This is a genomic window from Streptomyces sp. NPDC104581, assembly GCF_055583685.1.
Window position 1 is genome coordinate 53867 of the sequence record NZ_JBVJNN010000017.1, and the last position, 26598, is coordinate 80464.

Sequence of the window (26598 nt, forward strand, 5' to 3'; positions counted from 1 at the left end):
TCGCGGCCTGTGTGACTCCTGGTGCGCTGGTGGGTGACGGAGTTATCCACAACCGGTGAGTTGTCCACCGGGGTCCGCATGTCTCCCGGTCCACGCCTCAGAGTCGGTGCCGGAGGTGGTGCCGACATGAACGCGACGGGGGCACTCGGGCGGTACGGCGAAGGGCTGGCCGCCCGGCGGCTGGTGGCGGCGGGGATGACCGTACTGGACCGCAACTGGCGGTGCGGCAGAACGGGCGAGATCGACATCGTCGCCCGCGACGGCGACGTGCTGGTCGTCTGCGAGGTGAAGACCCGCCGGGAAGGCTCCTTCGAGCATCCGATGGCGGCGGTGACGCCGGTGAAGGCGGACCGGCTGAGGCGCCTCGCCGCCTGCTGGCTGGAGAAGTGCGGCGGACCGCCTCCGGGCGGCGTGCGTATCGACCTGATCGGGGTGGTGCTGCCCAGGCGCGGCGCACCCGTGGTCGAGCACGCCCGGGGGGTGGCCTGATGGGATTCGCACGCGCGTGCTCCGTGGCGCTGGTGGGTGTCGAGGGCGTCGTGGTCGAGGTCCAGGCCGATCTCGAACCGGGCGTGGCGGCCTTCACCCTGGTCGGACTGCCGGACAAGAGCCTGGTGGAGAGCCGGGACAGGGTCAGGGCGGCGGTGGTGAACTCCGGCGCGGAGTGGCCGCAGAAGAAGCTCACGGTGGGCCTCAGCCCCGCCTCCGTGCCGAAGAGCGGATCCGGATTCGATCTAGCGAAAACCTGGAAAAGACACACCTAATGCTGGGACGCTGGGGCATGGCCATCAACGCTGTGTCCATCCCGTCCCGCGCCGTCATCTACTGCCGCATCAGCCGAGACCGCGAAGGCGCCGAACTCGGTGTCGCCCGACAGCGCGAAGACTGCGAAGCCCTCGCCGCTCAACTCGGCATCGAGGTGGTCGCGGTCTTCGAGGACAACGACCTCTCCGCCTACTCCGGCAAGCCACGCCCCGGGTACCGGAAGATGCTCGACGAGCTGCGAGAGGGCCGCGCAGACACCGTCCTGGCCTGGCACACCGACCGCCTCCACCGCTCGCCAGTCGAGCTGGAGGAGTACATCGACGTGTGCGAGCCGGGCAACGTGCAGACGCGCACCGTGAAGGCCGGGCACCTGGACCTGTCCACCGCCACCGGCCGGATGATCGCCCGCCAGCTCGGAGTGCAGGCCCGGTACGAAGTCGAGCGAATGGTTGAACGGCAACGCCGTAAGCGCGACGAGATGGCCGCCGCCGGGAAGCACTTCGGCGGCCGTCGCCCGTTCGGGTGGGAAGCCGACGGTATGACCCCCGTCGAGTTCGAGTTCGAATGCCTCCGCGACGCCGCGCAAGCCGTGCTCGCCGGGGCGTCGCTCCGGTCCATCGCCGCCGGATGGGAAGCCCGCGGCATCAAGACGAGCGCGGGCGGGGTCTGGACGGGTGTCGAACTCAGGCGGTGCCTCCTGCGGCCACGGAACGCCGGGATCATCGTGCACCGCGGTTTGGAAGGCGGCCGAGCCCTGTGGCCGGCCGCGCTCGACGAGGCGACGTGGCGCAGCGTGGCGGCCATCCTCAAGGATCCGGCGCGTCGCAAGGTGCCGCTTGGCCGGAAGCGCGAGTTCTTGGGGACGGGGCTTTTTCTCTGTGGTGTGTGCGGGCTGACGGTGATCTCCGCGACGTCGAACAACCGGAACCCTGGCTCGGAGCCTCACTTCTGGCCCGCTTACCGGTGCAAGACGCGCAAGCACCTGTCCCGTCGGCGCGACCTGTTGGACGACCACGTGCAACTGGAGGTCCTGGGGCGGGTCTCCCGGCCCGATGCCGTCGACCTCCTGGCTGAGCGGGAAGACCCGGTGGATGTACGCGGTGCGCAGAAGGACATGCGCGAGGCGCGGGCGACGCTCGACGCTCTGGCGGAGGCCATCGGCTCGGGTGCGATGGACTTGCGGTCCTGGCAGCTCGCATCTGAGGGGGCCAGGAAGCGCCTGGCGGACGCTGAGGCGCTTCTCTCCCGCGCGGTGAAGGTAAACCCGGTGGCTGGCCTGGTGGGCGCTGAGGACCCCCTTGCTGTGTGGAACGGCTTCGACATGTCGAGGCGCAAAGCGGCCGTCCGGTACCTCATGACGGTGACCTTGCTGCCGGCCAGGAAGGGGCGGCAGCCAGGCGGCGGGTACTGGGATCCGACTTCCATCAAGATCGAGTGGAAATAGCGGCGCCCCCACCGCCGGGTGGGGGCGCGCCGACCGCTCCGACGCTGCCTGGGGGGCGGGGCGGCGGAGGGTCGTTTGTGGGGTGGTGGCCGGATACCCGCCACCACCAAGATCAAACAATGTGTAGTTGACCATAAAGACATGTGATCATGAGGCGGTCAACGTGAGCCTGTGCCACGCCTGCCCCAGCCAACCGAGCGAGTTGCCGCCCGCCGCCGGGCGATTGGCGAGCAAATCCGGGCCGCGCGCCTGCACGCGAACCTCACCCAAGAGGCCGTCGCACTCCAGGTCGACATGACGCTGGGCGCGTACAACCGGATCGAGCAGGGGCACGCGTCCGCACTCCTCGACAACCTCATCCGGATCGCCGACTCGATCGGCGTATCGCTCGCCGAGCTGGTCCGCGAGGAGTAGAGCCCCGGCCGGCGAACGGGGGGACACCGGCCGGGGCGGTGGTGGCCGTCGCCCGCTGGAACTCCCCAGCACAGCGGACGAGGGAGCCTCATCAGGACAGGTCGTACAACGCGCACCCGCCGAGGAGCACACCGATCAGGGCGAGGAAACCGAAGCACGACGGTATGGCCAACACCCGCAGGCAGCCCGGTCGCTCGGTCACCGCTTGTCCTTCGCAGTCCGCGGCCACGTGATACCCCCATCCACGTAGTCGTTGGCGTGATCCCCGTCGTGGTCCGCCCCGATCCGCATGCACCGGACACCCCTCGTGCGCGGCTTCAGCACCTGGCACAGGGGCTTCAGCCCGATCGTGATCCCGCCGTATCCCCGTGTCGTCACCGGCCGGCCTCCTCACGCAGGCGCGCGGCCCGCTGGCAGTACGCCCCGGTGCTCCTGAGCAGCGCGCACGTCGTGCACCTGGCCGCGTGCTCCTCGACCGCGCGGGCCGGATCCGTGCGCGGGACGACCCCGTCGATCTCATCCACCAGCGCGGCGCCGGTCACCGTCACGCGCTGGGTCACGACGCACACCCCGGCCGGCACGCCCGCGGGAACCAGCGCACCTTGGTGCCGTGCACGATCAGCGGGCGGGGCCCCAGGTCCGTCACCTGCCCGGTCACCAGTTCCGCGCCGCACCGGACGCAGTCCGCGCCCCGCTGCTGCCGGTCCGTCAGCGTCTCCACCGCGGGGACCGCGGCGAGCGCTCCGGTCACGGCCGCCGCGGTCACCTTCCGGCCCCCCGCTCGCGTCGGGCGAGCGTCACCAGGCCGGAGACTAAGCGCGCCTCTTCGGGCGCGGTCAGCGCCAGGGGCCGGAGCCGGGACGAGGGCCAGCCCGAGCCGCGGTGGTAGCGCACGTTGCGGTCAGGCTCGGCGGTGACGGCGGGAGTTCGGGTCGCGGTAGCCATACGGGGACCGTAGGAGCGACCGGACGGGAGACGGGGTACAGAAAGTACCCCTCGCTCACCTGTTCGGTGTCACGCTGTCAGCAATCCCAGTTTTCCCGCGAGTTGGGACGCGCTCTGCCTGCGCCTCGGGCTCCGCGACTCGACCTCTTCCAGCACGATCCGGCGCGCGTACCCGTTGTAGGCGATCGTCTCCGGGGCCGCATCGTGGGCGCGCTCCAGCGTTGTCAGGGCGGTGTCCACCTGCCCGTCGAGCTGATACGCGCGGGCCTCCTCGATCCGGTGCCGGGCCAGCCGCGGGCGGGACGGGAGTGTCAGCGCCCTCGCCTGCTGTGCCTGCCGCACGGATTCCCCGCCGGCGTGCAGCTCCACGGCCACGGTGACGGCGTGGGCGCCCATGATGGCCCGGCCGAAGCTGGTGATGGGGTGGTAGTAGGAGGCGGGGAGCTTCTTGGCGGTCTTCTCCGCCTTGTCCCACCACCCCCACGCCGGGCCCGCCTGGCCCCGCCGGGCGGCCGTGTATCCGGCCTCGAACTGCAACGCCCCGGCGATGGCGAGGACGTCGTCGGGCGCGTCCGGGAGGAGTGGTTCGAGGAACGCGAGTGCCTCCAGGGTGACTGCGTCGGCGGCGTCGAAGTGGGCGAGGCCGCTGTCGCGGTGGGCCTGTGCGGCGAGCCACGCGGCGACGCCGATGGAGTGCGGGTCCTCGGACTCCTGCGCGGCGACCATGCTCCGCTCCGCGACGCGCCACAGGAGGGCGCTGTCGGGCTGGTAGGCGACGAAGAACTGGGACAGCGAGTACACCTCGGAGAGGATCGCCTGCGCGGTGCGGCGGTCGGTAGAGGTGTCGGCCTGGCGTACGGCGAGCTGCCCGTCTCGGATCAGACCGGGCAGCAACTCGCCCACGACTTCGCGGTGGTTCGGCGCCTGGTGCCGGGCGGACCATGCTCGGTCGAGCCGGGCCCGGAGATGCGCCATCGGCGGCGCCTGTCGGCCGGTGCTGAGGGTGAACGCGTTGACGGCGTCCTGCACTTCGCGGAGCCGCGGGTGCCCCGGGCCGATGAACAGGTCGGTCGGTGCGGACTGGTCGCCGGTGAGGTCGGACAGGTCTCGGACGCGCAGCAGCTCGGCGAGGCGCAGCACGACGGGGAGCTTGGGCATCTGCAACGTGCCCTTCTCCACGCGCTTCAGCCACTCCGGGGACTTGCCCATGAGGCCGGCGAGGACGGGGCGGCTCATGCCGCGCTTCTCTCGGAGGATCTTGAGACGTGTCCCGAAAGCGACCGGGGTCGGGAGGGGGTCCGGGGTAGCATCGTCAGGCACGGCCTTGCCCTTCTCTGTACAGCTTCGTCACTGTCAGGGTATGGGCAAGGCCACATTTCGTGGGGGCGATCGAGCGAGCGTCCTGAGCCTCCGGAGGGAAGCGCCCGCGTACGATCCGGTCGTGGCCATCGAACTGACCGACGAACTCATCGAGCTCGAACAAGCCGCGTGGGCTGAGCAGCAGGCAGGGGCGCTCACCATCCCCACGGCGACCGCCGTCCAGGCCGCGGTCACCGAGCACGCGAAGGCCACCGGCCAGAGCAGGTACGGGGTAGAGATGGAACTCAAGCGCGTCGTACGGCACCCCGACGCCTGACCCCGGACACGACGAAAGCGCCCCCTGCCCGGCCCGAAGGCCAGACAGGGGGCGCAGTGGTGTTCAGGCCCAGGGGCTGAGGTCCAGCTCCTGCGGGGGCTCCGGGATCGGGTCCGACTCGGGCGCCACCCGACGGCCCCACTTCAGCAGCGACACCAGATAGAACGTCTGGATCCGACGCTGCTCACGCTCGATCTTCAGCTCACGGTCGAGCCGTTCGGTGATCGTGGTGAAGTCGGAGCGGCGGTTCGTGGCCCTGGACTGAGTCCAGCCCAGCAACCCCACGATCAGCCCCACCGCTGCGGCACCTACTCCGGCTACGTCCACGCGCGGCCCTTTCTCACGTGCTGCGGCGCCGGGTCATCCATGCCCGCCGCCAGAACGACCGCGGTCGCGATACCCACCCAGATGCACGCCGATCCCGAAGCCGTGGGGAACTCCGGGATGGCCAAGGTGAACGCGGCGCCCCACAGGCCGGCGACCGCGGCGAGGGCCGCGTATCCGAACGCCTGGACGCGGGGGCAGCGCATGGCGAGCCCGGAGGCGACGCCGATGGTTCCGGCTGTGACCCACATCCAGCCGAGGGCGGGCATGCAGACCCAGCGGGTGATGTGGTCGAGCATGCGGGTCGTGTCGGCGCGCGGGTTGAGGAGGATGCCGAGCGCCCCGTATCCGGCCCAACCTGCTCCGAGTGCTACGAGGATGGCGCGGCGGCGGGAGATGCCGCCCCCCGTCGCCGCGAGCATCAGATGCTCGTGGGTCGGCGTGGGGTGTCCGCGGTGGCGACGGTCTCGGTGATGCCGGGGCCGGTCGTCCCGCCGGACGCGACGATCGCGGTGAGGAGCGCGGCGACGGCGGCCAGGCCGCCGACGGAGAACGCGTCTCCCCAGTCGATGTCGAGGAGCCCGAGGCCGTCGCCGGTCATGAGGGCGAGGACGGCCTGAGCGAACGTCCTGACCATCCGCTCGAAGGTGGCCTTCCAGAAGGCGGAAGTGTTCATGAGTGATCTCGTTTCTGCTGGTGGGTACGGCTTCCCGGCGCCGGGAAACACACAGGTCAGGGCGCGATGTGCGTTACGCGCGTCCGGTCAGGCCGACGTCCCGTTGATGTCGATGTCGACCTTGATTACCGCGTCCGCGATCGCCCGCTCGACCGCCGCGACAACCTGGGCGGTGTCGACGTTGGACCCGACGAGCTGGGCAAGCTTCGCGATCGCCGCAGTCTGTGCGGCCTCGGTCGCGGTGTTCGCCCGGACGCGGGCCTGGATGTCCCGCAGGATGCTCTGTGGCTGCCAGTTCGGGTTGGTCTTGATGTCCTTCGCGTCCGCCGGGGCGGCGAGTGCGTCGGTCTTCCAGACGGCGTTGAAGATGTCCTGCTTGGTGATCGCGGCCATGGGGTCTTCCTCCTCGGGGGTGGTGCTGCCGGTGGGTCGGGGTGCGCCCTTCTGGACCCACGCGTAGAGGGGTCCTCCGGGGCAGGCGGTGGCGTAGCCGTCGCGGTGGCCCTTGATCTCGGTCCCGGCACCGTTCTTTCGCAGCAGGTCGATGCCGTCGCGGATCGCGGAGAGCATGGCGTCCGTCGGTTCCGTGAGGCCACTGCTGCCGACGAGCCCGACGATGGCGTAGTGCCCCTGGTTGAGCGTCTGGTTGCCGTTGGCGCCGGTGCGCTTCCGCAGCCCCCGCCCCTCCAGCAGGTAGCCGTGGGGGCAGGCCGCGTAGTTGTACGCGACGTCGGAGTAGCCCTCAGCCTTGTTCGCGAGGTGCGACTTGCGGATGGCCTTCCACTCGGCCAAGCAGGCATTGTGGTCCGTCAGGAGCTTCGTGCTGACCGGGGTCCCCTCGTAGTGGACCTTCACGCCCTTCGTGGACGTCTGCGACGGCGCGGCCGACGCGGGCCAGCCGAGCGCGGCACGGGTGACGAGCTTCATCGGTTCCCCCTCTCACGGGGCATGAAAAGACCCCGGCCGGGTCGGCTCGGGGATCGGAATGTGGTGGGGTCAGATCCAGGAGCAGAACACCCTGACGTTCGTCCCGGACACGATTCCCGAGTTACCTGAGATCGACCGCAACGTGATCTGACCAGCCGTGTTGATCGAGTACTCCCCGTCCACGGTCCCGTTGCCATAGTTGCCATTCGCCGTCGCGCCCGGCCGCCACCCCGACGGCAGCGCGCACATCAGCGGATCGCCCGCGATGTTCCCCGAGTCCGCCGCCGACTGCGCAACGTCCGCGCCCGTCCTGGTCATCAGCACGTTGATCGTGGTCACGCCGGACACCCGGCGCCCCTCGAAACTGGTCACCGACCAGCCGGCGGCCGGGACGACACCGGAAGAGGTGATCTCCTCCACGTCGTGGTTGTTCAGCCGGTCTGCGGTGATCGTCATACCGGCAAGCCAGAAGGTCACCAGGTGCTCCTTACAGTGCGACGACGGCCGGGCGCGCCAGGCGGACCGGGGTGCCGGAGGAATGGGCCTTGACGATCCCGTTGACCGCCCGGGTGACGCCGAAGGTTTGTGAGAGCGCGGTCCCCGAGCACGAGGTGACGGTCATGACCTCGCCGCCGATGATCACGTCGAACGGGAAGTCCGTCGGGTACGTCGCGCTGTCCACCCACCGAGGGCCTGCCGTGGTGAGCACGTTGGCGATCCCCGACGACGCGGTCATGGGCCCGTTCAGGACACAGCCCGTCGTGTCCGCCTTGGACTGGCCGACCACGGCGACGTTCCACGGCCCGGCGGGCAGGCACTCGAAAACAACGTCCCACGTGCGGGGGCGCGGGGTGTGCGTGATCCGCCGCACCTGGAGGTCGATCGGCCCCGGTTGCACGAAGGCCGGAGGGTTGTTGATCCGGAGGACGTCCCCGATCCGCAGGGACAGGACGGCCGGGATCAGCTCGGGGTGCCGGTTCAGCCGGACACGTACGGACGGGTAGCGGGCCTCGTCCCACGTGCCCAGATGGGCCAGCCAGCCCGCTACCTGGATGGGCTGGTCGTCGTTGTGCAGGTTGAGGGTGACGGAATCGTCGTACAGCCCCACCCCGCCCTGTTCCGGGGGCAGGACGGACAACGGACCCTCCGTGACAACGACCCGCGCCGATGACCCGCCGGCACGTGTGACGGTGCGGTCGTTGCGGGTCCATTTGTCGTCGTCCACCGGCTCCAGCGGCGGCGCGATCTGCTTCGCCGCGTAGTCCAGCACGAGCTTCGGGACCTGGTTCTCCAGGCTCGCCCGGTCCCGGTACAGCAGCCCGAGCCTGCGGGGGTGCTCGACCAGCAGGCCGCCGTCGGCATCGGCGCACTCCTGGAAAAGATCCACCAGGGTCGCAGGGCGCTGCGGGCCCATCCGTGCGCTGCCCCGCGTCGCATCCCCGTCGACCCACGACAGCGGTAGCTGCGGCTCCTCCAAGGCCAGGCGGGAGAGGCGGGACAGCGCGGTCTCCCCGGCATATCCGTCGACCGCCCCGACGTACGCGGTGGTGTCGTACTGCCCGAACACGGCGATGTGGCCGAGCGCCATGGTGTCGAGGTCTGCATGGAACCCGCTCGGGACGGGGCTGGTGACTCCGGTGCAGCGGCCCACCGTCCCGGCCAGGGAGTTGGAGTAGGCGCCGGCGTCGCCGTTGACGTCGCGCCAGATGATCTGCCAGACGACGTTCCCGCCGCTCTGCCGGGCCTGGAAGGTGACCTGCGTCCACCTGTTGAACAGGTCGCTGGAGGTGCCGATGGCCTGGTTGACGACCACGGCGCCTTCCTCGTCGGTCCCGGTGATGCGGGAGATCGAGGCGGCGAACGCGATCGACCACCGGCGCACCGTCCCGGACGAGGTGACGACCATGTACGTGCGCTCGGCCGCCGGGGCCTGGTCCAGGCGGTACACGAACGAAACGTTCCACCCGGTGGCACCGGGTGGCGGAGCAGGGACCGTCCCCTGGAGGGACGCCGGGGCTTTCAGCGTGGGCAGCGGTGACGACGACGGGAGCGTGTCAGTCGAATCGAACTGCACTCCTTCGACCTTCATCGGCCGCACCCCGGGCAGCGGGCTGTACGCCTGCGTCGCCTCGCGCGCCTCCTCCATCGGCCAGTACGCCAGCAACCCTTCAGCGGCTGGAATCTTCCGCCGCAGCGTGCTGTCGATCGCCTTCCTGCCCTGCCCCAGACGCCGCAGGATCCCGGCGGCCTCCACCGTCACCCACACCTGCTTACCGCTGGGCACCCAGCGCGGCGGGTTCTTGGACATCTCCCCGGAGAACAGGTACTCCCGGTCCGAGACGGTGGCGGTCCCGGCGAGCGTCCACGCTCTGCCCGCCCCGTCGGCGAACGAAGCCGTGCCGGGGGTGAGGGCACGGAAGTCGGGCGACGCGACGACCGTGCCACCGATACCGGAGCGCACTTGGGCCCGGTGCACGCGCCCGGCCGCCGGCGCCCACGGAATGGCGGCGGGCGGGGAGGACGGCGCGAGCAGCAGCGGGCTGGTGCTGTTGTAGATGCTGGTGGGGCCGATGGCGCTGGTGCTCTGTGTGCCGCTCAGCGTCCACGGCCCGGCCAACGTGGGAGCCCAGTAGAAGTTGACGGTCAGGCCGCCAGACCCGTTGTTGACGTCCAGCGTGACCCTGAGTGCCGCCCGTGACGGGAGCACGGGCAGCGTCGACGAAGCGAAAAGAGGAGTACTCCCGTCCGCTGTCCACCGGAAGAGCAACAGCCCGTTGTCGATCTGCACGAGCCACGACCGCTGGTTGCCTGCCGCCGTCCACTTCCCGATCAGGTTCTGGACCTTGACTGATCCCCAGTCCGCCGTGGCCTCGATCCTGATGTCGATGTCGCCCACGATGTCGAGTGCGGCTGTGTCGGGGGTGGAGGCGATCCCGCTCTCGCTTCCGTCCAGGTCGAGGTACGCCTCGTGGTAGGGCACGGTCACCCGGACAGGGATGTTCCTGCCCAGGTCGCCGTACCACGGGGACAGCGGGTTCCGAGGTGACAGTGCCCCGTCCGTGTTGTCGAGCCGCAGCGTGCACATGGACGGGTCCACACGGGACCCCTCCGCGCTCATGCCGTAGCTCGCCACCAGCGGATCGGCCGTCTTCAGCCGGGACGTGATGTCCGTCCACACGCTGCCTACCTGGATCTCCGCCCGCAGGTCGAGCGCGTCCTCCGGGAACGCCATCAGTGACCAGCCCCCAATACCGTCTGTACGTCCCCGCCCTTGGCGGCGATGTTGCCCTGAAGGAGTCCGACGAGGACGTCCCCTGTCTGCCCGCCGTCCGACCGCACGACCAACTCGACCTTCGGGCCGCTTCCGCGACCGCCGCGCCCGTACGAACCGCCGGACGACATCCCCACCCCGCCGAAGCCCACCGAGGGGGGTGTGACGAGCCCGGCCATCGTCCGGTCCAGCGCCGGGGTCCCGGCCTGGATGCCCTTCACGATGCCGGAGGGGATGTGCCGGCCGACGACCTTCGCCATGAGCTTCGACGGTGACGCGATACCGAGGGCCTTCGCGATCGGCCCGGGGATGGCCGACTTCGCGAACGAGGTGAGCTTCCCGGCGAGCCAACCGCCCATGGACACGATGCCGTTGAGCAGCCCGCGGACCACGTTCTTACCGGCCCCGGTGAGCAGCGTGCCCAGGGACCCGAGCGCGGACCGGATGCGCCCGGGGATGCCGCGGACGTAGGCGATCAGCGCCGCGGTGCGGGTGGCCACACCCAGCTTGAAATTCGTCCACCAGATCAGCGCGGATGCGACGGCGCCCTTCACCCCGGACACGATCGCCGCGCCAGCGCCCCGCACCTTGGCGACCACGGCGTTCCACGCCGCGACGGTCCACGTCCGGATCTTCGACCAGTTGGCGATGACCAGCGCGACCAGGCCGACGATCGCCGCGATGACCCATCCGACCGGGCCGAGCGCGATGAACCACGCGGCGGCCATGCGTGCGGCGTGGATCATCGACTGAACGCCCATCAGCACCCACGCGGCCACCACACGGGCAGCCGAGGCGAGCGACCGCGCTGCCATCAACGCCCAACCGCCCACCACCCGCAGACCCGCCAAGACCTGAGTCGCAGCGGACGACACCGCAGCCGCACCCGACGAGACCCAGCTCGCGACGACCCGCGCGGCCGAGACCGTCGCGGTGACGCCCATCAGCACGAACGCCGGAACGAGTACACCGGTGATGATCGCGGCGAACAGCTTCACCTTCCCCGGGTTCTCGTTCATCCACCGGGCGAGCCCACCCAGAGCGGGCAGGACGTGGTCCGTGAGGGTGTTCACCAGGCCCTGCTGCATCGTGTTCTTCAGCTTGGTCACCTCGGCGCCCGCGTTGTCCCGCAGGCCCTTACCAAGCTTGTCCGCCGAACCCGCGGCCCCGGCCATCGACTTCGATGCCTTGTCGACGTCCAGCGTGAACAGGGCAGCGCCCAAGTCCTCACCCGGCCCGCCGAACAACTCCTGCACGATCATGGCGCGCTCGGCGCTGGGCGGCATCTTCCCGAGAGCCTTGAGCACGCTGCCGATCGCCTGCTCGCCGCGCTTGCCGCCCGCCCCGACGTCCGCGCCCATCTTCGCGCCGTCGAGACCGAGGGCTTTGAACGCGTCCTGGATCGGTTCCGCGTCGGACACCGCCCGAAGTGAAAACTCCTTCAGCGCGTCGGCCATCTTGTCGGTGTCCTTGGTCCACCCGCCCGCGATGGCCTGCTTGATCAGCCCCATCGCCGTCTGGCCGGACACACCCGCCGCCTTGAACACGGGGCTGTACTCGGTGAACGTCTCGACGAGGTCGTCACCGGCCATGCCCGCGCCCTTGAGGCCGGTCGTGAGGAGGTCGAGGGCCTGCTTGGAGTCCTTCGCCAGCCCGTTCTTGACCATGGCCCCGGCAGCCGCTGCCGCCATCCCGAGGTCCAGCTCGAACGTCGTGGCCAGATCGGAGACGTTCGTGCTGATGGACTGGATCTGGGCGTTCGTCGCGCTCGGCGGCAGCAGACCGGCGGACATCGTCTGCCGGATCGCGTCCGCCGCACCCTGAAAGTCCTCCGTGACGGCGTCCGCGTACATCTTCCCGGCAATGCGCCCGTACCGCTGCGCCACCGCCGGAGTCGTCCCGAGCTGCGCCCCCAGGCGGCCGGTGATCTGGGACTGGGACAGGGCCTCCGTGATGCCCACCAGCAGCGCCCCGCCCGCAGCCACACCGGCTCCGGCCGCGATCATCTGCATGCGGGTCAGGCCGCCCTCGGCCGCCTGGACGGCGTCGTCGGCGCCGTCTGCCGCGCCTTGGCGCAGCCCGTCACCGAGCGCGTCTCCCGCGCGGTCGCCCGCCGAGCCCGCCACGGTCGTCAGCCGGGTCAGCCCTGTACGGGCGCCCGCTGCTGCCCCGTCACCGAAGCCATCGCCCGCCACCCTCCCGGCCGCGACGAACTGCCCCTGGGCGTTTCGGAGGCGCCCGTCGGCGCCGCGGGTGATGCCGTCCCCGAGCGCCTGCCCGGTACGGGTACCGGTGGCGTCCGCGCTGTTCGCCATCCGCGCCCCTGCGGCGTTCAAGGCCCCTTCGGTGCGGGTCAGCGCGGGGCGGACCTCTCCGTCGTCGAGGCGGATGAAGCCCACCAGCTCGCCCACCATGAGGCTCATCTGCGCCTGCCCCCTTTGGAGTTGTCCTGCTCGGGCGGTGAGAAGTGCCGCTGAATCCGCGTCTCAGCGGAGAGCAGTCCGTGGATGCGGATCTTCAGCCAGCGCCAGGACCGCTCACGGAGCAGCCCCGGCGCGGACAGGTCCAGGCCGTACGTCTGCTGGAAGTCGGCCTCGATGAGGGGCCACTGCTCCAGCAGGGCCTCCCACGTCAGCGCCGGGCCCCGCCCTTGGCCCCGCGACGGCGGGAGCCCGCCCTCGTACCACTCGTAGAGCTGCGTGACTGGGTCGTACTCGCCCCGTCCGACGCCGAGGAGCCGCGACTCTGCTGCCGACGTGCTGCCCGGTTCGGGGCCAGGAGAGAAGGGTCGCCACCGGCCGTCCAGTACGCGTGCGCGGTCTCACGGTCCGCCGTGATCCAGTACATGGCTGTCAGCGCGACGAGCTTGAAACGGGACCAGGGCACCTCGGCGACGAGCCGCTCGTACATCGCGTCGCCGAGGGTCAGCCGGTACAGGTCGATCTCCTCGTCGTCGTCGAGGTGACCGGTGTCCGGTGCTGTTCCGCCGGCCATGAGCCGCGCGGCCATGGTGGTGATCTTCTCGACGCGGATGCCGTCCTCGGCCGGGGGCGACGGGATGCGGTACACGCGCTGTTGCCCGTCCTTGCCCTTGACGGGGAGTTCCAGCCAGTCGTCGAGGAAGTCGTCGAGCGCTTCGAACGAAGCGGCCATCAGCCCTCCTCGGCGAGCGGGTTGTCGATCGGAGTGAGCGGGCCGTCGCCGGTGAAGGTGATCTCGGTCTCGCCGAGCGCGGTGTATTCGCCCCCGGACGGCTGCCAGTTGGGGATGGCCAGCCCTTCGTACGCCTCGGGCAGCCCGTTACGGTTCATGTAGCGGAGGTGGACCTTGTTCTCGGCGCCGTACGCGTAGTGCGCCAGGCGGATGGCCTCGTGCACCTGGTTGTAGACCTTGACGTCCTTGTTGGCCTTGCGGCGGATCGTGACCGACAGTTCCCAGGACTGGCCGGTCTTCTCGTTCGACGCCCAGCCCTCCCCGTCGTAGTCCGAGGCGTCCTCGATGTTCGGCTCGGACGCGGGCTGGAACTCCCGCACCCCGGGGCAGAGCTGCCAGTCCGGGGTCTCGGCCGTGCCCATGTTGATCTCAAGGCGCCACTCGCGGGCGAGTTCGGTTTCGTTCGTGGTGGGGGTGGGCGTTGACATGCGGTCCTCCTAGTTGATCAGGTGGGGCCCGGACCGCACGGTCCGGAGGTAGTAGTTCGCGGACCGCTCCATGCGGCCCCGCTGGTCCTGGCCGATCCACGCCTCGGAGTTCCGCCAGGAGATCTCCACCCACACACCCCGCGCCCGCCACGAGCGGCGGTTGTGGAGCACGGCGAAGACGACATCGGACAGAGCCAGCACGTCGAGCGGATCCACGCCTGCGCGCAGCCGCGCCTGAACGCCGGTGACGGAGTCCGTGGAGTCGTCATCGGCGACCGGATAGGTGGTGAGGCCGATCGCCCGGTCCGGGCCGTCCGGCAACCGCCCGAGGACGATCCCGGTGCTGTCGGCAGGCAGCACCCCGGACGGGTCGTAAACGCCGGCGCCCTCGGTAGCGAGGAGTTCGGCGACGCCTTGCAGCAAGTCGGTCTCGTGGCTCACCGCAGCGCCCGCCTGAGCTGGGCGGCGACGAGCGCGGCGACCTCGGCGCGTGCCGCGTTCAGCGGCGTCTCCAGGAACTTCGCCTGGCGGCCCGGGGCGTGCCGGAAGTCCAGCTCCTCATGCTGCCTCGCGGCATAGGGCGTGTCGTAGGAGACCGCAGCCGTCAGCGACGCCTCGTCGACCGACGCAGTCCCCGAGTTCTGTAGAGCGCCTTCGTCGAGCGGTACGACGGCGGTCGACTCGGTCAGGACATGCTCGGCGGCGAGCTGGAGCCCCGCGGCGGCGGCTGCCCGCAGTTCCCGCTGTACGGCCGCCGCGCGGAAGGTGAGATGGAAGCGTGCGGCCACGGGCGGGCCTCCCTACTGAAGTTGGATCTCCACGTGGTCCGGGGTCGGCAGCCCGCCGCCGGACCGGTTCAGGGCGGCGATCACGGTGGTTGTGCGGCCGGACGGCAGCGTCACGCGGGACAGCGGGGGTGCTGTCGTGCCCGGCGCGGTGTACGCGGTGCTCGACGAGGTGGTCTCTTCGCCGCCGGGGGAGCGGACGGCTCGGGTCTGTTCGTCGACGAAGCACCGCACCTGCTGCGGCGGGCCGTAGCGGGCGCCGGTGCTGGAGTCGCCGAGGTAGGGCTCGATGAGGATGTGGTGGCGCAGCAGCCAGCCCGGGATTCGGCTCACCAGCACACCGCCAGCGCGCCGATGACGAACTTGTGGTGCAGGTGCGGGGCGCGGAGTTCGTCCCACACCTGCGGGGCGATCTGCCGGGCCGCCGAATCGTCCCCGGAAACGCTGGTGACGGATCGGCCGAGGTTGACCGAGCCGATCGCGACGCTGCCGTAGCCGACACCGGCCGCCCCGGTGTTGTCGCCGACCTCGTCCCACCACGCAGCCTGGGCGCAGACGGCGCGGCCGATCGCGTCGGCGACCTCGGTGTCGGTGGGCATTCCGTTGGCGTCCACGTCGTACCGGCAGTACGCCAGCACCATGGCGTCGAGCATGCGGGAGGCGTCGGCAAGCCGTCCCGCCGCGTCGACCGGGGGCGCCGCGCGGAGGTAGTTCGCCAGGTCGGTCGTCGTCGCGTACACCCGGCCCGCCCCGGCCGTACCGGGGGTCGGGGCGACGGACACCAGTTGGTGCTCGACGCTGGCCCCCGTGCCGGTCACGGTCCACGACAGGCGCCACACACCGGCCGCCGTGTACGTCACGGGCGCGGACCAGGTGGCGCCCTCGTCGCCGGTGCTGGTCACCGGGGCCGACGTGCTGCCGTCCGGCGCGGTCACCAGCAGGGCCGCCCCCGTGGTCGTGTCGTGCGGGTCCACCGCCAGCCGCGCGGTGACCTGATCTCCCACATCGGGCATGGTCAGCCTCCTGTCGTCGAACTCGCGGTGAGTCGCGGGCCGCTGCTGGACACGGTGAGATCCGGCCCGGTCGTGCCTGGTGTGAGCCGGGGGCCGGACGTGGTCGGAACGAGGCGGTCGGCCGGCCGCTGTCGCACCCCGGCCACCGGGCGGGCCTGGGCGCGGTCGACCGCCGGGGTGAGGCGGATCCGCGGGCCGATCAGCGCGCGATGGACCTCGACCGCAGGCCCAAGGGGCGCGCGGGTGGCTCTGCCGAGGAGCGCCGCCCCGTCTGTTGTGCTCGCAGGGCCGAGAGCCCGAGCCGTCGCGCCGACCATCGGCCAGGCGGTGCTCGTGTCGACCGCCGGGGTGAGCGCGCGGGCCTTCCCGGAGACGAGCGGCCGAGCGGTCGCCGAGTCCACCCCGGTCCCAGCCACGGCCCGTTTCCGCCGGCCGAGTAGTCGCGCGGTCGCCGTCTCGGCCGCGGTCTCCGCACGGCCGGGGATGAGCAGCTGGAGCGCCTCGCCCGTCTCCTCGCCTGCCAGGAGCGGCAGTTGCTTCGCCGCGGTGAGGGCCGCCGCGGCGGTCGCCTCAGTGGCCGTGGGCACCGGTCGCGTCTTGTAGCCCGCCGCGGGCAGCGCGTCCTCGGCAGCCGTCGCGGCCACCAGTACGCGCGTCTTGCGGCCGGTGACGGGCAGGGCCGCAGTGGTCTCGCCGCTGGAGTGGAGCGGCGTCGAGTGCCCACCGGCCATGGCGGGAGCGGACCCGGTCGAGGAGGCGGTGGGCAGGTGGAGCGTCCGGGCGCCTGTCAGGAGCCGCGTGTCCCACGCTTCTTGGGCCGGGGTGAGGGGTGCCTGCTTGGCCTGGCCGAGCGGCTGCGCCTCGCCTACTTCACCGGTCACGTCCTGCGTGGTGGCCTTCGTAAGCCCGCCCGCCTGGGCGGTGCTGGTCTCTTCGGCCGCGGGCAGGGGCAGCGTCTTGACTGTGGCGATGTGCTGCGTACCGTCCACGGTGCTGCCGGGCGGGAGACTGCGCCGCTTGGCCGCCCCCACCGGCTGCGCCGCCTCGACACCGGCGGCAGGGACGGCAGCGGTTCGCTTCCCGCGGGCGAGCACCTGCCCGGCAGTGGTGGCGGAAGCGGCTGGCACGGAACGGGACTTGCTGCGGGCCAACGGCTGGCTGGCAGCCGTCTCGGAGCCGGGCCCGAGCGCCCGCGACCGCGTACGGCCCGGCGCCAGCACCGTGCCCGTTTCAACCGCGGGCGTCAGCGCCAGGGTCTTGCGGCGGGTCAGGGCCAGTCCGCTGGACGTCTGCCCGGCCGCTGTGAGGTGCGCGGACTGGCTCGTGGCCGTGTTGAAGGAGTCGAACTCCGCGAAGTCCGGGGTCCCGCTGTCGCGGTGGGAGATGAGCTGCACCTGAAGCGTCGTGTCTCCCACCCACGCCGGGCTGCCAGCCGTTCGCCGGTTCGTCCACACCATCCCGTCAGGGCTGGTCTCCCAGAGAAGCTGGCCGCCGGTCTCCCGGATGCGGAACCACGCATGCGCGACCGGGTCGTACGGGATCTGCACCTGCGCAGGGTCGTAGTAGGCCGTACGCACGGCCAGGGTGAGCATGCCCGTCGCCGCGTTGACCTCCGCGATCACATCGGTGCCGAGCGTCGTCGTCTGGATCAGGAGCTGCGCCCACGCCTCCGTGACCGCCCCGCCGGCGGCCGGAGAGTAGACGCGGACGCGGGCCGAGGACTCACGCAGCCGGTAGGCCGCGGCCGAGGCGTAGGCGTTGTAGCCGGTGGTGCAAGCGACCCGGGCCCGGCCGCCGGTCTCGCTGTACCCGCCTGGGTCGTAGGAGGAGGACCACTTGGCCGGGTTCACGGTGTCGTCGTCGAACGAGTCCGTGAGCGACCCGATCGGTACTCCGGCGAGGGCGGTGAGCGGCTGCCCGGAGGAGGTTTCCAGCGCGGGCCCGAGCGCGCGCACCTTGCGGCGACCGAGGGCCTGCCCGGTGACGGTCACAGTGCTGGGGGCGAGCGGGGTGGACGATGCGGCGGGGACGAACTCGACCAGCGCCCACAGTGTCGACACTCTGCGGGACGTGGACTGCATGGTGTTGTTGACCCGGTAGCCGATCTGCGTCGTGTCCAGCGCCGCCGCCGTCCACGCCCCGCCGGTCTGCGGGTTGACGTACTGGGTGAGCTGGTGGACGTACGGCGCCGTCGCCTTGTGCGTGGCCCACCCGTTCAGCGCGACGGACACGGACGCCGACTCGGCCAGGGTGCCGTTCGACTGGCTCTTGATCCGGTAGACCAGCGTTGCCGCGGTCGTGGCGTTCGAGCCGACCCGGCCGCCGACGGCGACGAGGCGGATCGTGTCCGTCGACCCGATGCCTGCGGACGCCGCGGACTGGAGGTTGAAGTCGTCGAAGACCGTGAGGAGCATCGATGTCGTGGAGTTGTACGTGGTCCCGTCGTCGGGGGTGGTCTCGGCGGCGCGCTGCCAGTTCGAGGTGCCGCCGACGGTGGTGGTCCATCCGACGCCGTCTCCTGCGCTGTCGGGGCGCAGGTGCACGACCGATCCGGAGCCGGGCAGCCCGTTCTGCATGGTGCCGGTGGTGTCGTTGACGGCGATGTCGTCCACGTAGACGTCCGCCGTCGCTGCGGCCTGCGCCCCCACTCGGATCCGGGAGAAGCCACTGTTCGACGCGGCGTTGATCGCGGTGATGCTGCCGGTGCCGAACGGGACCCCGTTCAGGTAGCCGGTGATCGTGCCCGGCCCGGGGAACGCGTCCTGGTCGTCGATCTCCACCCGGTACCACGTGCCCAGGGCCAGTACCGGAGACGCGGCCCCGACCGTGGCGGCCGTCAGGGCGTCGTACAGCTGGAGGGTGCGGTCGGTGTTGAGGCGGACCCGGTGGGCGCTGTTCCCGGACTGGCCGATGCCGTAGAGGTCCATCACCGTGGTGGGGGCGGTGGCGATGCGGACGTAGAACCGGTGGAAGGTGCGCATCGCGCCTGCGCCGCTGGTGATCTGCTGCTCGACGTACTGGACGGCAGCCGCAGGGTTGATCCGTAGGGAGGCCGCTCCGGCACGGCGCACGGTGGTCGAGATCGTCGGTGTGCCGGTGACGGACAGGATCTCCATCCCGGCCGCCACCGACTGGAGCTCGAACCCACACGTCCACAGCCGTGCCATCAGACCTCCCCGGGGATCAAGCCGCCGACGCCGACCGCGCGAAATCCGCGATCGTCAGAGTGAAGTCCGTGCCGTCCGGGGTCATCACCACGTCGTGCTTCGTCATCGGGACGATCGCCGAGTCCGCCGACGCGGTGTCCGGCTTGTAGCAGATGACGACCGCGCCGATCGCCGCCCCGCCGGTTGCCGTCCAGGTGACGTCGTCGCAGTCGATCGCGACCCGGTCGTTCGTGTTGTCGACGGTGACGGTGATGTTCGCCAGGGTCTTCCGGCCGAGGGTCGTCTGCTCGGTCGCCCCGGCCTTGACCGCGGCGAGGTTGGCGTAGTCCCGCATCACCGCGTCGGTCGGCAGCGCCGCCGCAGCGAAGGGGACGAGGATGAGTGAGTCCGCGGCAGCCGGGAGGTCCCCGTACTGCGCCAGCCGCCCGAGGGCGACGTTGAAAACGATGTTGGCCATCAGTCCTCCAGGAACGCGAAAGGGGGCCCTCTAGGGACCCCCTCATCGCAGATCGTGGCCGCTTAGTCGGCCGGGTTCTCGCCGTACTTCGCGATCAGCACGGCCTTCGTGAGGCCCGGGACCTCGGCCCGCTCCTCGTCGGACACCGCCCGCTTCAGGGCGTAGTCGATCCAGGTGTCCTTGGACGCGGACCGGTCCGGCGGGGTGCCGGCCTCCTGCTGCTGCTCCCGGTGCTCCTCCTCCGCGGCGGCCCGCTCGCCCTCGGTCGAGGTGAGCGCGACACCCGGGGCCGCCTGCGGGCGGGCGAGGACGCCGTCCGGCTGGACGGGCCCCGGCTTGGCGTCGCTGCCGTTGCCGTCGCTGAGGCGCTCCCAGTTGGGCAGCATGTCCAGCCGGGCGTTCGCCTGGTCTCGTTCGACGATGTCCCCGGTGTTGGTGTTGTGGTAGCGGATCATGCGGCGTCAGCTCCCTGGATCAGCACGGCGCGGTTGGCGTCGAGGGTCTTGGTGCCGTACAGGCAGTCGACGGAGACGACGGTCTGCTTGTACTTGATGTCGTAGTCGTAGACGACGCGCAGGCCGAAGCCCTTGTACTGCATGATCGTCGCGTCCTGGGCGCCCGGCGGGACCTCCAGGGTGCGGGTGACCAGGGCGAACGCGGTCCGGTGGAAGGCGACGTTGACCTCGGTGGTCGGCTCCCCGGGGTCGGGGTCGGCCGCCGGGCCCGCGATGTTCTGCGTCATGTACGGGTCGAACCCGGACGTGCGCGCGCCGAACTGCGCCTCGGTCAGGCCCGTGGTCGCGCCGCGCTCGTTCGCCGCCCGCCAGATCTTCTCCGCGATCCACCGGGCCTTCGTGCGCGGGCCCACGGCCACCCGCCGGTCCGCAGGCGGGACGTTCCGCGTGTCGAGGAGGGCCCCGGCCTCGATCAGGACGCGGGAGTCCGACCACGGGTACTGGCCGTTCGGGTAGTTGTAGTTCTCCCCGTCGCCGTTCTCCGTGACCGCGCCGACCGTCTGGGTGATGTCGTTGCGCAGGGCGAGGATGTCCCGGTCGATCTTCTGCGCCATCGCCTCCATCGCCGGGTCGAGGAGCTGCTCACCGAAGTCCTGGATCTCCAGGTTGAGCTGCTCCGTCGTCACCGTGAACGACACGTCGGGCAGGTGGTTGAGCACGACCGGGAAGCCGGACTCGGTCGCGTTCTGCGGCACGATCCCGGTGGACCGGTTGAACTCGTTCGCCGTGAACACGGCAGGCTTCCGCACGGTGATCGTGTCGCCGACCCGGCCGGTGAAGTCGGCCTCGTAGTCGCGGTGCACGAGCTGCGCCATGTGCGTGGTCTCGTACAGCGTGGCCAGCGCGCGGCGGGCGATGGTGTCGGGGGTGAGGAACGTGTTGGGCATGGGGCCCTCTCTTCAGATGGGGCTCAGCCGCTGCGCTGCTTGCGCCGCTGCTCGCGGTGAGCGTCGATGCTGTCGTCCTTGGCGCTTCCGCCGGTTCCGCCGGAGAAGTCACCTGAGCTGCGCGCGGGCGCCTGGCTCGCGGCCTTGAGCTTGGGGTTGTCATCGGCCGCCTTCTTCATGGCGGCCTGGACTGCCTTCGCGAATCCCTCGTCGGACGGGTCGAGATCCTTGATCGACGCCATGAAGGCGCGCGAGTCGGTGATCGCGTCCGGGTCGACGCCCGCCCTGCCCGCGCCCCGGTACACCGCCAGTTCAAGCGCGGTTGAGCGGTGCGCAGCAGTCGCGGACTCGATCTGCGCCTTGAGGGCGGCCGGGTCCGGCGGGGCGTCCTTGTCGTCCTTGATCAGGCCGAGAGCCTTGCCCAGCTCCTGCACCAACTCGCTGCGGGCGTCGTCGGCCGCCGCCTTCTTGGCGTTGGTCCGGGCCTTGCCCGCGTCGGCGTTCGCCTGTTTCAGCTCCTTCTGGAGCCGTGCGATCGTCGCGGCCGGGTCCTCGTCGGCGGGCTTCTTCGCCGGGGGCTTGGGCTTGGGCTTGTCGTCCTTGCCCGTGCCGTCGTCGGTGCCGTCGTCGCCGGTCCCGCCGGCGTCGTCGTCCGAGTCGCCCCCTCCGTCGCCGTCACCGTTGTCGTCGTTGGTGGAGTCGGAGTCGTCTCCGTCCCCGCCGTCGGCGTACAGGTACGGGTCGAAAGGGCCGGTGGCGTAGGGGTGGACCCATCCGGCGCCGTCGAGACGCTGGCGGGTGAGGGTTCGCTTGTTCATGCGTGCACTCCTGGTGCGCGTCGGGGTAGTGATGGCCCCGCGCCTGGCGGGGGTTGTGCGATCCGGCCCGCACCCGGCGGGCGGAAGACTGTGGGACGACACGGCGCCGCCCGAGGGGTCACACTGAAGGCATGCCAGAGACCACCCTGCTTAGCCTCAGCCGGTACAACGGACCCGCCACGATCGGTGGTCTCGACTTCCCTGACGTCCATCTGCGCGAGCAGGCGGAGTCCGAAGGGAGCGTGGTCCTCAAGAGCTGGGACGGACAGGCTTTCGCGTCGACAGACGACGCCCCACAGGTCAGCGCCGAGTGGGGAGAGACGCAGAGCTTCGTTGAGGTGCGGTTGCCCGACGGCGGGACAGGGACGGCTTACCTCACCGGCATGCTGCTCCGCGACGGCCGGATGTGGGAGATCGAGCTGACCGGCAAGGGCCCGTCGCCGATGGCCTAGCGGGCTCTCGTGAGCTGCTCGCGGTGCGACTTGCGCGGCAGGCCCGTCTCCGAGACCAGCTCACGCACCCGCGCCTGATACGCGCGCACCCGCGCCCGCGTCACCGTTCGCCTCGCGTCGTCCATGGCCGCAGCCTCCAGCCGCTTCCACTTCCGGATCTGCCGCTCGAAGTACCGCTGCCGCTGCGAGTCCTCATACGACCCGCGCGACGCCTGACGCTCCGGCACCCGGGACACCCCCGGGAGAAACGCGCTCACCGTGTGACGGCAGTTCGGATGCATCAGCCCCGCCCCACGCGCCTCCGGCAGCGACCCCGCCACCCGCACGGTCACCATGCGCCCGTCCTCCGTCGCGGACTCCACCCGCACCGTCCGAGCCCCCGGCGCCCCCGTCCGTACGAGGACCTTCCGCTCCCACGGGCGGCACAGCGGGCACTCCTCCGGCGACTGCGACACCAGCACCAGATCCACGCCGTACGCCCCCAGCCGGTCGGAGTGCGCCTCCACCGCCGCCCGGCCGAGCGCCGAACGCGCGGCCATCTCCACGTACGACCGCAACTCCCACGACCGGCCAGCGCTGTCGACGAACCCCTTCACCCCGCGGGCCGCGAACTCGTCCAGTGCGGTCTGCGCCGCCTGCCGTCGCGTCTGCGCCCCCAAGGCCGGCGCCGCCGCAGCGCGGGCGATCACCTGCCGGTAGACGTCCATCGTCTGCCGCAGCATCCGTACATGCACCGGCCCCGTGTCCGCCACGACAGCCTGCGCCAGCCGGTCCACCACCTGAGTCCCGGCCGGGACCGCCGCCACCGTGGGGGCGAGCGCCCCGAGTTCGACGACGGCCGCCTGCGCGCCCCGGCTGTACGCCTCGGCCACGGCCTGGTGGATCGCGCCCGAGGCGTCGAGCGCGAGGGCGTCAATGACCTCCTGGATCGCCGTCTGCAAGCTGCCGACGGCGGCCAGTTTCAACTCCACCCACGCGGGGCTGTTGATGCCCGCGGCGAGCGCGTTGCGGATCCGCTCGATCATCGTGCCTTCGGCGGCCTCATACAGGTCGGCGATCGCCGTGGCGAGGTCTTCGGCCATGGACGGGGAGACGGGCATCTTGGGGCCGCCCTTCTACGCCAGGGCTCCGGTCTGCATGGGGTCCTCGACGGCCTGCCCCGACTCGGCCTGAATGCGGGCGACCTCAGCCTTGACCATCGTGTCGTTCCACTCGGGGTGGACCATGCGGACCAGGGTGTCCGTGGACGCCGCCATCGCGCGCTTCAACACGTCTGCGGTGTTCGCGAGGGACAGCGGGTCTTCCTGCACGGAGTCGTAGAACTCGATGTTCGGGCGCTGCGGCTTGATCTGCGTCCCGAATACGTGGCGGTCGACGGCGAGGAGCGCGTGCCCCGCGTTGCCGAGACCCGGCCGGGTGCGGAGGATCTTCCGCCCGCGCGTCGTCATCGAGCGCCGTTCCTTGGCGTTGGACTCCGTCGCGGTGACCGCGACGTCGCCGCCGATCCCGAACGTCTGCCCCGAGTAGCCGGCCGAGCGCAAGATCTGGTTCACCAGGTCCTCGGCACTGTCGCGGTGCTCCTGGACCCGGATGTTGAACTGCGCGACCGTCAGCTGGGAGCCTTCGCCGCGGGCCAGCATGTTGATGCCCGCGAACGCCTCCTGGTCCGGGTTCCAGGAGGCTCCCTGACCAGGCCCGTTGGACTGGAGGTAGGCGGACGGGACGACGATGCGGCCCTTCCCGAGGCGGATGTCGCGCATCCAGCTCGCGTACACCTCGTCCAGGGAGTCCATGAGCGGCTCGACGCCGTCGAGGTCGCTCCTCCCTAGGTCCTTGAGCGCCGGGTCGCACCGCCACCGGCGGGACATGTCGTTCGGGATGTACGACACGTCGAGCCCGTCGTACCCGGTGTCGACCAGCCCGTCCTCGGACACGATCGCGGCGAAACCGGCCGTGGCCGGGTGGTCTTCGAGCGGCACGGGGTGGCCGAGCTTGGCCCTCGTGCCTTGGTAGAGCCCGTGTTGGATGGTGCCCGGCTCGTGCCGTTCCAGGTGCCGCCAGACCTGCCCGTCGTCCTCGTGCACCACGCGCCAGAACGTGACCGCGGCCAGGCGGCCCCACCGGAACTCGGGAACGGCCCGGTCGGCGTGGACGGCGTCGAGCCACGGCCGGTCAGCCAACTCCAGGTCGTACACCGGGCGCAGGTACACCCCACCCAGTGCGGCACCGACCTCAGCCGCGCTCTGGAGGGTGGCGAGCATCCCGTCATCGACGAGTTCGTCCAAGCGCTTCTGCGTCGCGTCGTCGTCCACGCTGAACGTCGGCGGTTCGGAGAACAGCAGGTTCGCGGATCCGCCGCAGAGGTCACCAGCGATCGGAACGTGGAGCTTGGTGCGGCGCTCTCCTGGCGCGGTGGGGGTTCCCCACCACCAGCGGGCCATGCGGCCGACAACACCGCCGGCGTACTGCATGCGCTTGGGGTCGGGTCCTCCGTGGCCGCCGCCGTACAGCTTCTCCAGTCGGTCGGGGTCGCCGGACCACCAGGTGTCCCAGGTGCTCATGGCTTCGAGGGCGGGCTTGAGGTACGGCGGCGGCCAGGGCGCGTTGCCTGTGGGCAGGGACATCAGGCAGCCACCTCCATGAGCGTCGGAATGTGCGGGCGCCACAGGACCTCGGTCGTACGGACCCCATACCGCAGGGCGTCACACGAGTGGTCGTCGCGCTTGATCGGCTTGTCCTCGCCCTTCGCGGCGGCCTCGTCGTCCCACGAATAGCCGGGGAGCTCGTCGACGAGCCCGGTGCACGAGCGGTGGATCTTCAGGCGGTCCCCGGCGAAGAGGCCAGCCACGCCGCGGATCCCGTCGAGGACGGTGTTGTCGGCGGGGGTGACTCCGTGGACGCCGTCGCGGTGCAGCTGCTCGATGAAGCTGGAGGCGGACGGGTCGACGATCGTCCACTCCGGGGACACGCCGAGGACGTTGCCCCCGGCCGGGACGCTCTGGAGCCAGCGGCGGCGGGCCTGTGAGTACTCGGAGTCCGTCATCTGCTTGCGGGCGGTGCGGGAGTCGTGCCGGTACTCGGACACCACGTACAGCGTGTTGTCCACGCCGAGTCCGATGAGCAGGTCCACGAACGGGTTGACGGTGCCGTAGTCGATCGCGTCGCACAGCCACCGGGAGATCGGCGGCACCGAACTGACGACGTGCCGTTCGGTGTCGAACGCGTCGTAGATCGCCCCCTCGGACTGCACCCAGTGCCCGAGGATGAACCGCCGATACCAGAGACCGATGTACTCCGCCTTCAGTGAGGCCACGTACTTCGGGTCCAGCGCGGGGTTGTCGTCGAGGGTGAACTGCCACGAGCGCAGGTCGAGTTCGCCGGCGCGGTTGATGAACTCCTTGCGGAGCCAGTGGCCGGGGTTGTCCGGGTTCGTTGTGGCCATCAGCCTGGCGCCGGGTACGGACAGGCGGCCGAGGAGCTGGTTCCAGAAGCCGCGCGGGATGAGCGTGGCCTCGTCGACGTAGGCGAGGCAGCACGTCATGCCACGCAGGCGGCCCTCGGCGCGGGAGTCTGCGGCGCCGACGAGGTGGACGGTGCGGCCGAGGATGACGGCGGTGCTCGCCCCGCGGGTGTGCTTGACCATGCGGGCGATCGGGCCGAACAGGGCTTCGTCCTGGAGGGGGTCGAAGACGTTCCGCTCGATGGTCTGCAAGCTTCGGCCGACGATGACGATCAGCCCCGAGGACGGGGCCGCCGCGACGCCGATGAGGAACGCGATCAGGCTGGCGAAGGTTTTGCCGGAGCGGATTGCGCCGTGCCAGATGTTGATGCGCGCGGTCGCGTCGGCGATGGAACGGATCTGCTTGCGTGACAGCGGCAGCGAGTCGAGCATCAGCCCTCCCCGACGTCGTCCCCCTGCGCGTCCGCGAGCTTCCGGATGCCGTCGGCAAGGGCGCCGAGGACCGAGCGGGCAGAGTCCGTCTCGGGGTCGCCGTCGAGCGCTTCGAGGCGCGCGGCGGCGGTGGTCGCGGAGCTGACGGCGGTGACGAGGGCCTTGCGGTCCTGCGCGGGCAGCCGCGGCGAGTTGTAGCGCACCGGGGCGCCCATGGACACCTCGACCAACTCGACGGGGTCCTTCTGCCGGAGGTAGGCGAGGTCGTCCTCGGCGACGTCGTAGAGACCTTCGATGATCGCGGCTCGGCGGGCCTTGGCGTCGGTGACGCGTGCTGCGGTAGCGACGGCGGTTGCGGTGCGGTCGAAGGACAGGTTCATCTCCGCGGCGAGGTAGCTGACGGTCCGCGGCGAGCGGCCGATGCGGGTCGCGATCGCGTTTCTGCCGAGGCCCTGGGCGTGCAGGGCGCGGATGTCGGCGCGGTCTTTGTCGGTGACGCGCCGGAGCGGTCCGTCCTTCTTGGCCGGCATACGGGTCACCTCCGGGCGTGCGAAGGCCCGGCCGCGTTG

At 70.8% G+C, this 26598-nt stretch carries 30 protein-coding genes and 1 pseudogene; 6 read left to right on the forward strand and 25 right to left on the reverse strand.

The genetic code is table 11. The features are described 5' to 3' along the window. Positions 1 to 126: 126 nt before the first annotated feature. The 4 genes and pseudogenes from ACZ61E_RS16230 to ACZ61E_RS16245 all read left to right on the forward strand — a co-directional run bounded on the left by ACZ61E_RS16230 (position 127) and on the right by ACZ61E_RS16245 (position 2623). Positions 127 to 489, forward strand: coding sequence for a YraN family protein (locus ACZ61E_RS16230; RefSeq protein ID WP_469700266.1), 363 nt, complete (start codon positions 127 to 129; stop codon positions 487 to 489). After that, positions 489 to 740, forward strand: a pseudogene (locus ACZ61E_RS16235) (magnesium chelatase domain-containing protein); the annotation flags it as partial. The gene ACZ61E_RS16230 and the pseudogene ACZ61E_RS16235, both read left to right, overlap by 1 nt. A gap of 41 nt (positions 741 to 781) precedes the next feature. Next, positions 782 to 2209: a recombinase family protein gene (locus tag ACZ61E_RS16240; protein WP_469700267.1), complete on the forward strand. Its 1428-nt coding sequence runs from the start codon at positions 782 to 784 to the stop codon at positions 2207 to 2209. A 171-nt stretch (positions 2210 to 2380) separates the two neighbouring features. Further along, a complete protein-coding gene (locus ACZ61E_RS16245; protein WP_469700268.1) occupies positions 2381 to 2623 on the forward strand; it encodes a helix-turn-helix domain-containing protein in 243 nt (80 codons plus the stop codon). A 374-nt stretch (positions 2624 to 2997) separates the two neighbouring features. Here the strand turns inward: ACZ61E_RS16245 and ACZ61E_RS16250 are convergent, their stop codons facing one another. From ACZ61E_RS16250 to ACZ61E_RS16260, 3 genes are all read right to left on the reverse strand, one after another. Next, positions 2998 to 3183: a hypothetical protein gene (locus ACZ61E_RS16250; RefSeq protein WP_469700269.1), complete on the reverse strand. Its 186-nt coding sequence runs from the start codon at positions 3181 to 3183 to the stop codon at positions 2998 to 3000. Further along, on the reverse strand, positions 3180 to 3374 hold the full coding sequence (locus tag ACZ61E_RS16255) for a hypothetical protein (protein ID WP_469700270.1): 195 nt from the start codon (positions 3372 to 3374) through the stop codon (positions 3180 to 3182). Before ACZ61E_RS16255 ends, ACZ61E_RS16250 begins: the two co-directional genes overlap by 4 nt. Before the next feature lie 263 nt (positions 3375 to 3637). Next, positions 3638 to 4888, reverse strand: coding sequence for a helix-turn-helix domain-containing protein (locus tag ACZ61E_RS16260; RefSeq protein ID WP_469700271.1), 1251 nt, complete (start codon positions 4886 to 4888; stop codon positions 3638 to 3640). Between the two features lie 121 nt (positions 4889 to 5009). On the opposite strand from ACZ61E_RS16260, the gene ACZ61E_RS16265 reads away from it, so the two are divergent. Then, positions 5010 to 5204: a hypothetical protein gene (locus ACZ61E_RS16265; RefSeq protein WP_469700272.1), complete on the forward strand. Its 195-nt coding sequence runs from the start codon at positions 5010 to 5012 to the stop codon at positions 5202 to 5204. Between the two features lie 63 nt (positions 5205 to 5267). Here the strand turns inward: ACZ61E_RS16265 and ACZ61E_RS16270 are convergent, their stop codons facing one another. The 18 genes from ACZ61E_RS16270 to ACZ61E_RS16355 form a co-directional block, all read right to left on the reverse strand. Next, on the reverse strand, positions 5268 to 5531 hold the full coding sequence (locus ACZ61E_RS16270; protein WP_469700273.1) for a hypothetical protein: 264 nt from the start codon (positions 5529 to 5531) through the stop codon (positions 5268 to 5270). After that, positions 5522 to 5950, reverse strand: a complete 429-nt coding sequence (locus ACZ61E_RS16275) for a hypothetical protein (protein ID WP_469700274.1) — start codon at positions 5948 to 5950, stop codon at positions 5522 to 5524. The genes ACZ61E_RS16270 and ACZ61E_RS16275 overlap by 10 nt, the downstream gene beginning before the upstream one ends. Next, positions 5950 to 6204, reverse strand: a complete 255-nt coding sequence (locus ACZ61E_RS16280) for a holin (RefSeq protein WP_469700275.1) — start codon at positions 6202 to 6204, stop codon at positions 5950 to 5952. The genes ACZ61E_RS16275 and ACZ61E_RS16280 overlap by 1 nt, the downstream gene beginning before the upstream one ends. Positions 6205 to 6291: 87 nt before the next feature. Next, entirely contained in the window at positions 6292 to 7131 is an 840-nt protein-coding gene (locus ACZ61E_RS16285) for a peptidoglycan recognition protein family protein (RefSeq protein WP_469700276.1), read from the reverse strand. 69 nt (positions 7132 to 7200) lie between these two features. Next, positions 7201 to 7608 carry a hypothetical protein gene (locus ACZ61E_RS16290; protein WP_469700277.1) on the reverse strand — a complete coding sequence of 136 codons (408 nt, stop codon included), beginning with the start codon at positions 7606 to 7608 and terminating at the stop codon, positions 7201 to 7203. Between the two features lie 10 nt (positions 7609 to 7618). Beyond that, on the reverse strand, positions 7619 to 10363 hold the full coding sequence (locus tag ACZ61E_RS16295; protein ID WP_469700278.1) for a hypothetical protein: 2745 nt from the start codon (positions 10361 to 10363) through the stop codon (positions 7619 to 7621). Continuing rightward, positions 10363 to 12825: a phage tail tape measure protein gene (locus ACZ61E_RS16300; RefSeq protein WP_469700279.1), complete on the reverse strand. Its 2463-nt coding sequence runs from the start codon at positions 12823 to 12825 to the stop codon at positions 10363 to 10365. Before ACZ61E_RS16300 ends, ACZ61E_RS16295 begins: the two co-directional genes overlap by 1 nt. A gap of 208 nt (positions 12826 to 13033) precedes the next feature. Beyond that, complete coding sequence (locus ACZ61E_RS16305) at positions 13034 to 13555, reverse strand: DUF7426 family protein (RefSeq protein WP_469700280.1); 522 nt, start codon at positions 13553 to 13555, stop codon at positions 13034 to 13036. Continuing rightward, positions 13555 to 14043 (reverse strand): phage tail tube protein, encoded by a 489-nt coding sequence (locus ACZ61E_RS16310; RefSeq protein ID WP_469700281.1) that lies wholly within the window; start codon positions 14041 to 14043, stop codon positions 13555 to 13557. Before ACZ61E_RS16310 ends, ACZ61E_RS16305 begins: the two co-directional genes overlap by 1 nt. A 9-nt stretch (positions 14044 to 14052) precedes the next feature. After that, on the reverse strand, positions 14053 to 14484 hold the full coding sequence (locus tag ACZ61E_RS16315; RefSeq protein ID WP_469700282.1) for a minor capsid protein: 432 nt from the start codon (positions 14482 to 14484) through the stop codon (positions 14053 to 14055). After that, positions 14481 to 14831 (reverse strand): hypothetical protein, encoded by a 351-nt coding sequence (locus ACZ61E_RS16320; RefSeq protein ID WP_469700283.1) that lies wholly within the window; start codon positions 14829 to 14831, stop codon positions 14481 to 14483. The genes ACZ61E_RS16315 and ACZ61E_RS16320 overlap by 4 nt, the downstream gene beginning before the upstream one ends. Positions 14832 to 14843: 12 nt before the next feature. Further along, a complete protein-coding gene (locus ACZ61E_RS16325) occupies positions 14844 to 15161 on the reverse strand; it encodes a hypothetical protein (protein WP_469700284.1) in 318 nt (105 codons plus the stop codon). Then, entirely contained in the window at positions 15158 to 15841 is a 684-nt protein-coding gene (locus ACZ61E_RS16330) for a hypothetical protein (RefSeq protein ID WP_469700285.1), read from the reverse strand. Before ACZ61E_RS16330 ends, ACZ61E_RS16325 begins: the two co-directional genes overlap by 4 nt. Positions 15842 to 15843: 2 nt before the next feature. Continuing rightward, positions 15844 to 19008 (reverse strand): autotransporter outer membrane beta-barrel domain-containing protein, encoded by a 3165-nt coding sequence (locus ACZ61E_RS16335; protein WP_469700286.1) that lies wholly within the window; start codon positions 19006 to 19008, stop codon positions 15844 to 15846. 16 nt (positions 19009 to 19024) lie between these two features. Further along, positions 19025 to 19465, reverse strand: a complete 441-nt coding sequence (locus ACZ61E_RS16340; protein ID WP_469700287.1) for a hypothetical protein — start codon at positions 19463 to 19465, stop codon at positions 19025 to 19027. Between the two features lie 62 nt (positions 19466 to 19527). Then, positions 19528 to 19920, reverse strand: coding sequence for a hypothetical protein (locus ACZ61E_RS16345; protein ID WP_469700288.1), 393 nt, complete (start codon positions 19918 to 19920; stop codon positions 19528 to 19530). Further along, on the reverse strand, positions 19917 to 20867 hold the full coding sequence (locus tag ACZ61E_RS16350; protein ID WP_469700289.1) for a major capsid protein: 951 nt from the start codon (positions 20865 to 20867) through the stop codon (positions 19917 to 19919). Before ACZ61E_RS16350 ends, ACZ61E_RS16345 begins: the two co-directional genes overlap by 4 nt. Positions 20868 to 20890: 23 nt before the next feature. After that, positions 20891 to 21685 (reverse strand): hypothetical protein, encoded by a 795-nt coding sequence (locus ACZ61E_RS16355; protein ID WP_469700290.1) that lies wholly within the window; start codon positions 21683 to 21685, stop codon positions 20891 to 20893. Between the two features lie 131 nt (positions 21686 to 21816). Here ACZ61E_RS16355 and ACZ61E_RS16360 point away from each other — a divergent pair, with 131 nt between their 5' ends. Continuing rightward, positions 21817 to 22137 (forward strand): hypothetical protein, encoded by a 321-nt coding sequence (locus ACZ61E_RS16360; RefSeq protein WP_469700291.1) that lies wholly within the window; start codon positions 21817 to 21819, stop codon positions 22135 to 22137. On the opposite strand, the gene ACZ61E_RS16365 is transcribed toward ACZ61E_RS16360, so the two are convergent. The 4 genes from ACZ61E_RS16365 to ACZ61E_RS16380 are packed head-to-tail and all read right to left on the reverse strand — an operon-like array spanning position 22134 to position 26559. Beyond that, positions 22134 to 23237 carry a phage minor capsid protein gene (locus ACZ61E_RS16365; protein ID WP_469700292.1) on the reverse strand — a complete coding sequence of 368 codons (1104 nt, stop codon included), beginning with the start codon at positions 23235 to 23237 and terminating at the stop codon, positions 22134 to 22136. The genes ACZ61E_RS16360 and ACZ61E_RS16365 overlap by 4 nt on opposite strands. Positions 23238 to 23252: 15 nt before the next feature. After that, on the reverse strand, positions 23253 to 24761 hold the full coding sequence (locus tag ACZ61E_RS16370; protein WP_469700293.1) for a phage portal protein: 1509 nt from the start codon (positions 24759 to 24761) through the stop codon (positions 23253 to 23255). Beyond that, positions 24761 to 26029: a PBSX family phage terminase large subunit gene (locus tag ACZ61E_RS16375; protein WP_469700294.1), complete on the reverse strand. Its 1269-nt coding sequence runs from the start codon at positions 26027 to 26029 to the stop codon at positions 24761 to 24763. The genes ACZ61E_RS16370 and ACZ61E_RS16375 overlap by 1 nt, the downstream gene beginning before the upstream one ends. Further along, entirely contained in the window at positions 26029 to 26559 is a 531-nt protein-coding gene (locus ACZ61E_RS16380; protein ID WP_469700295.1) for a helix-turn-helix domain-containing protein, read from the reverse strand. Before ACZ61E_RS16380 ends, ACZ61E_RS16375 begins: the two co-directional genes overlap by 1 nt. Positions 26560 to 26598: the final 39 nt, after the last annotated feature.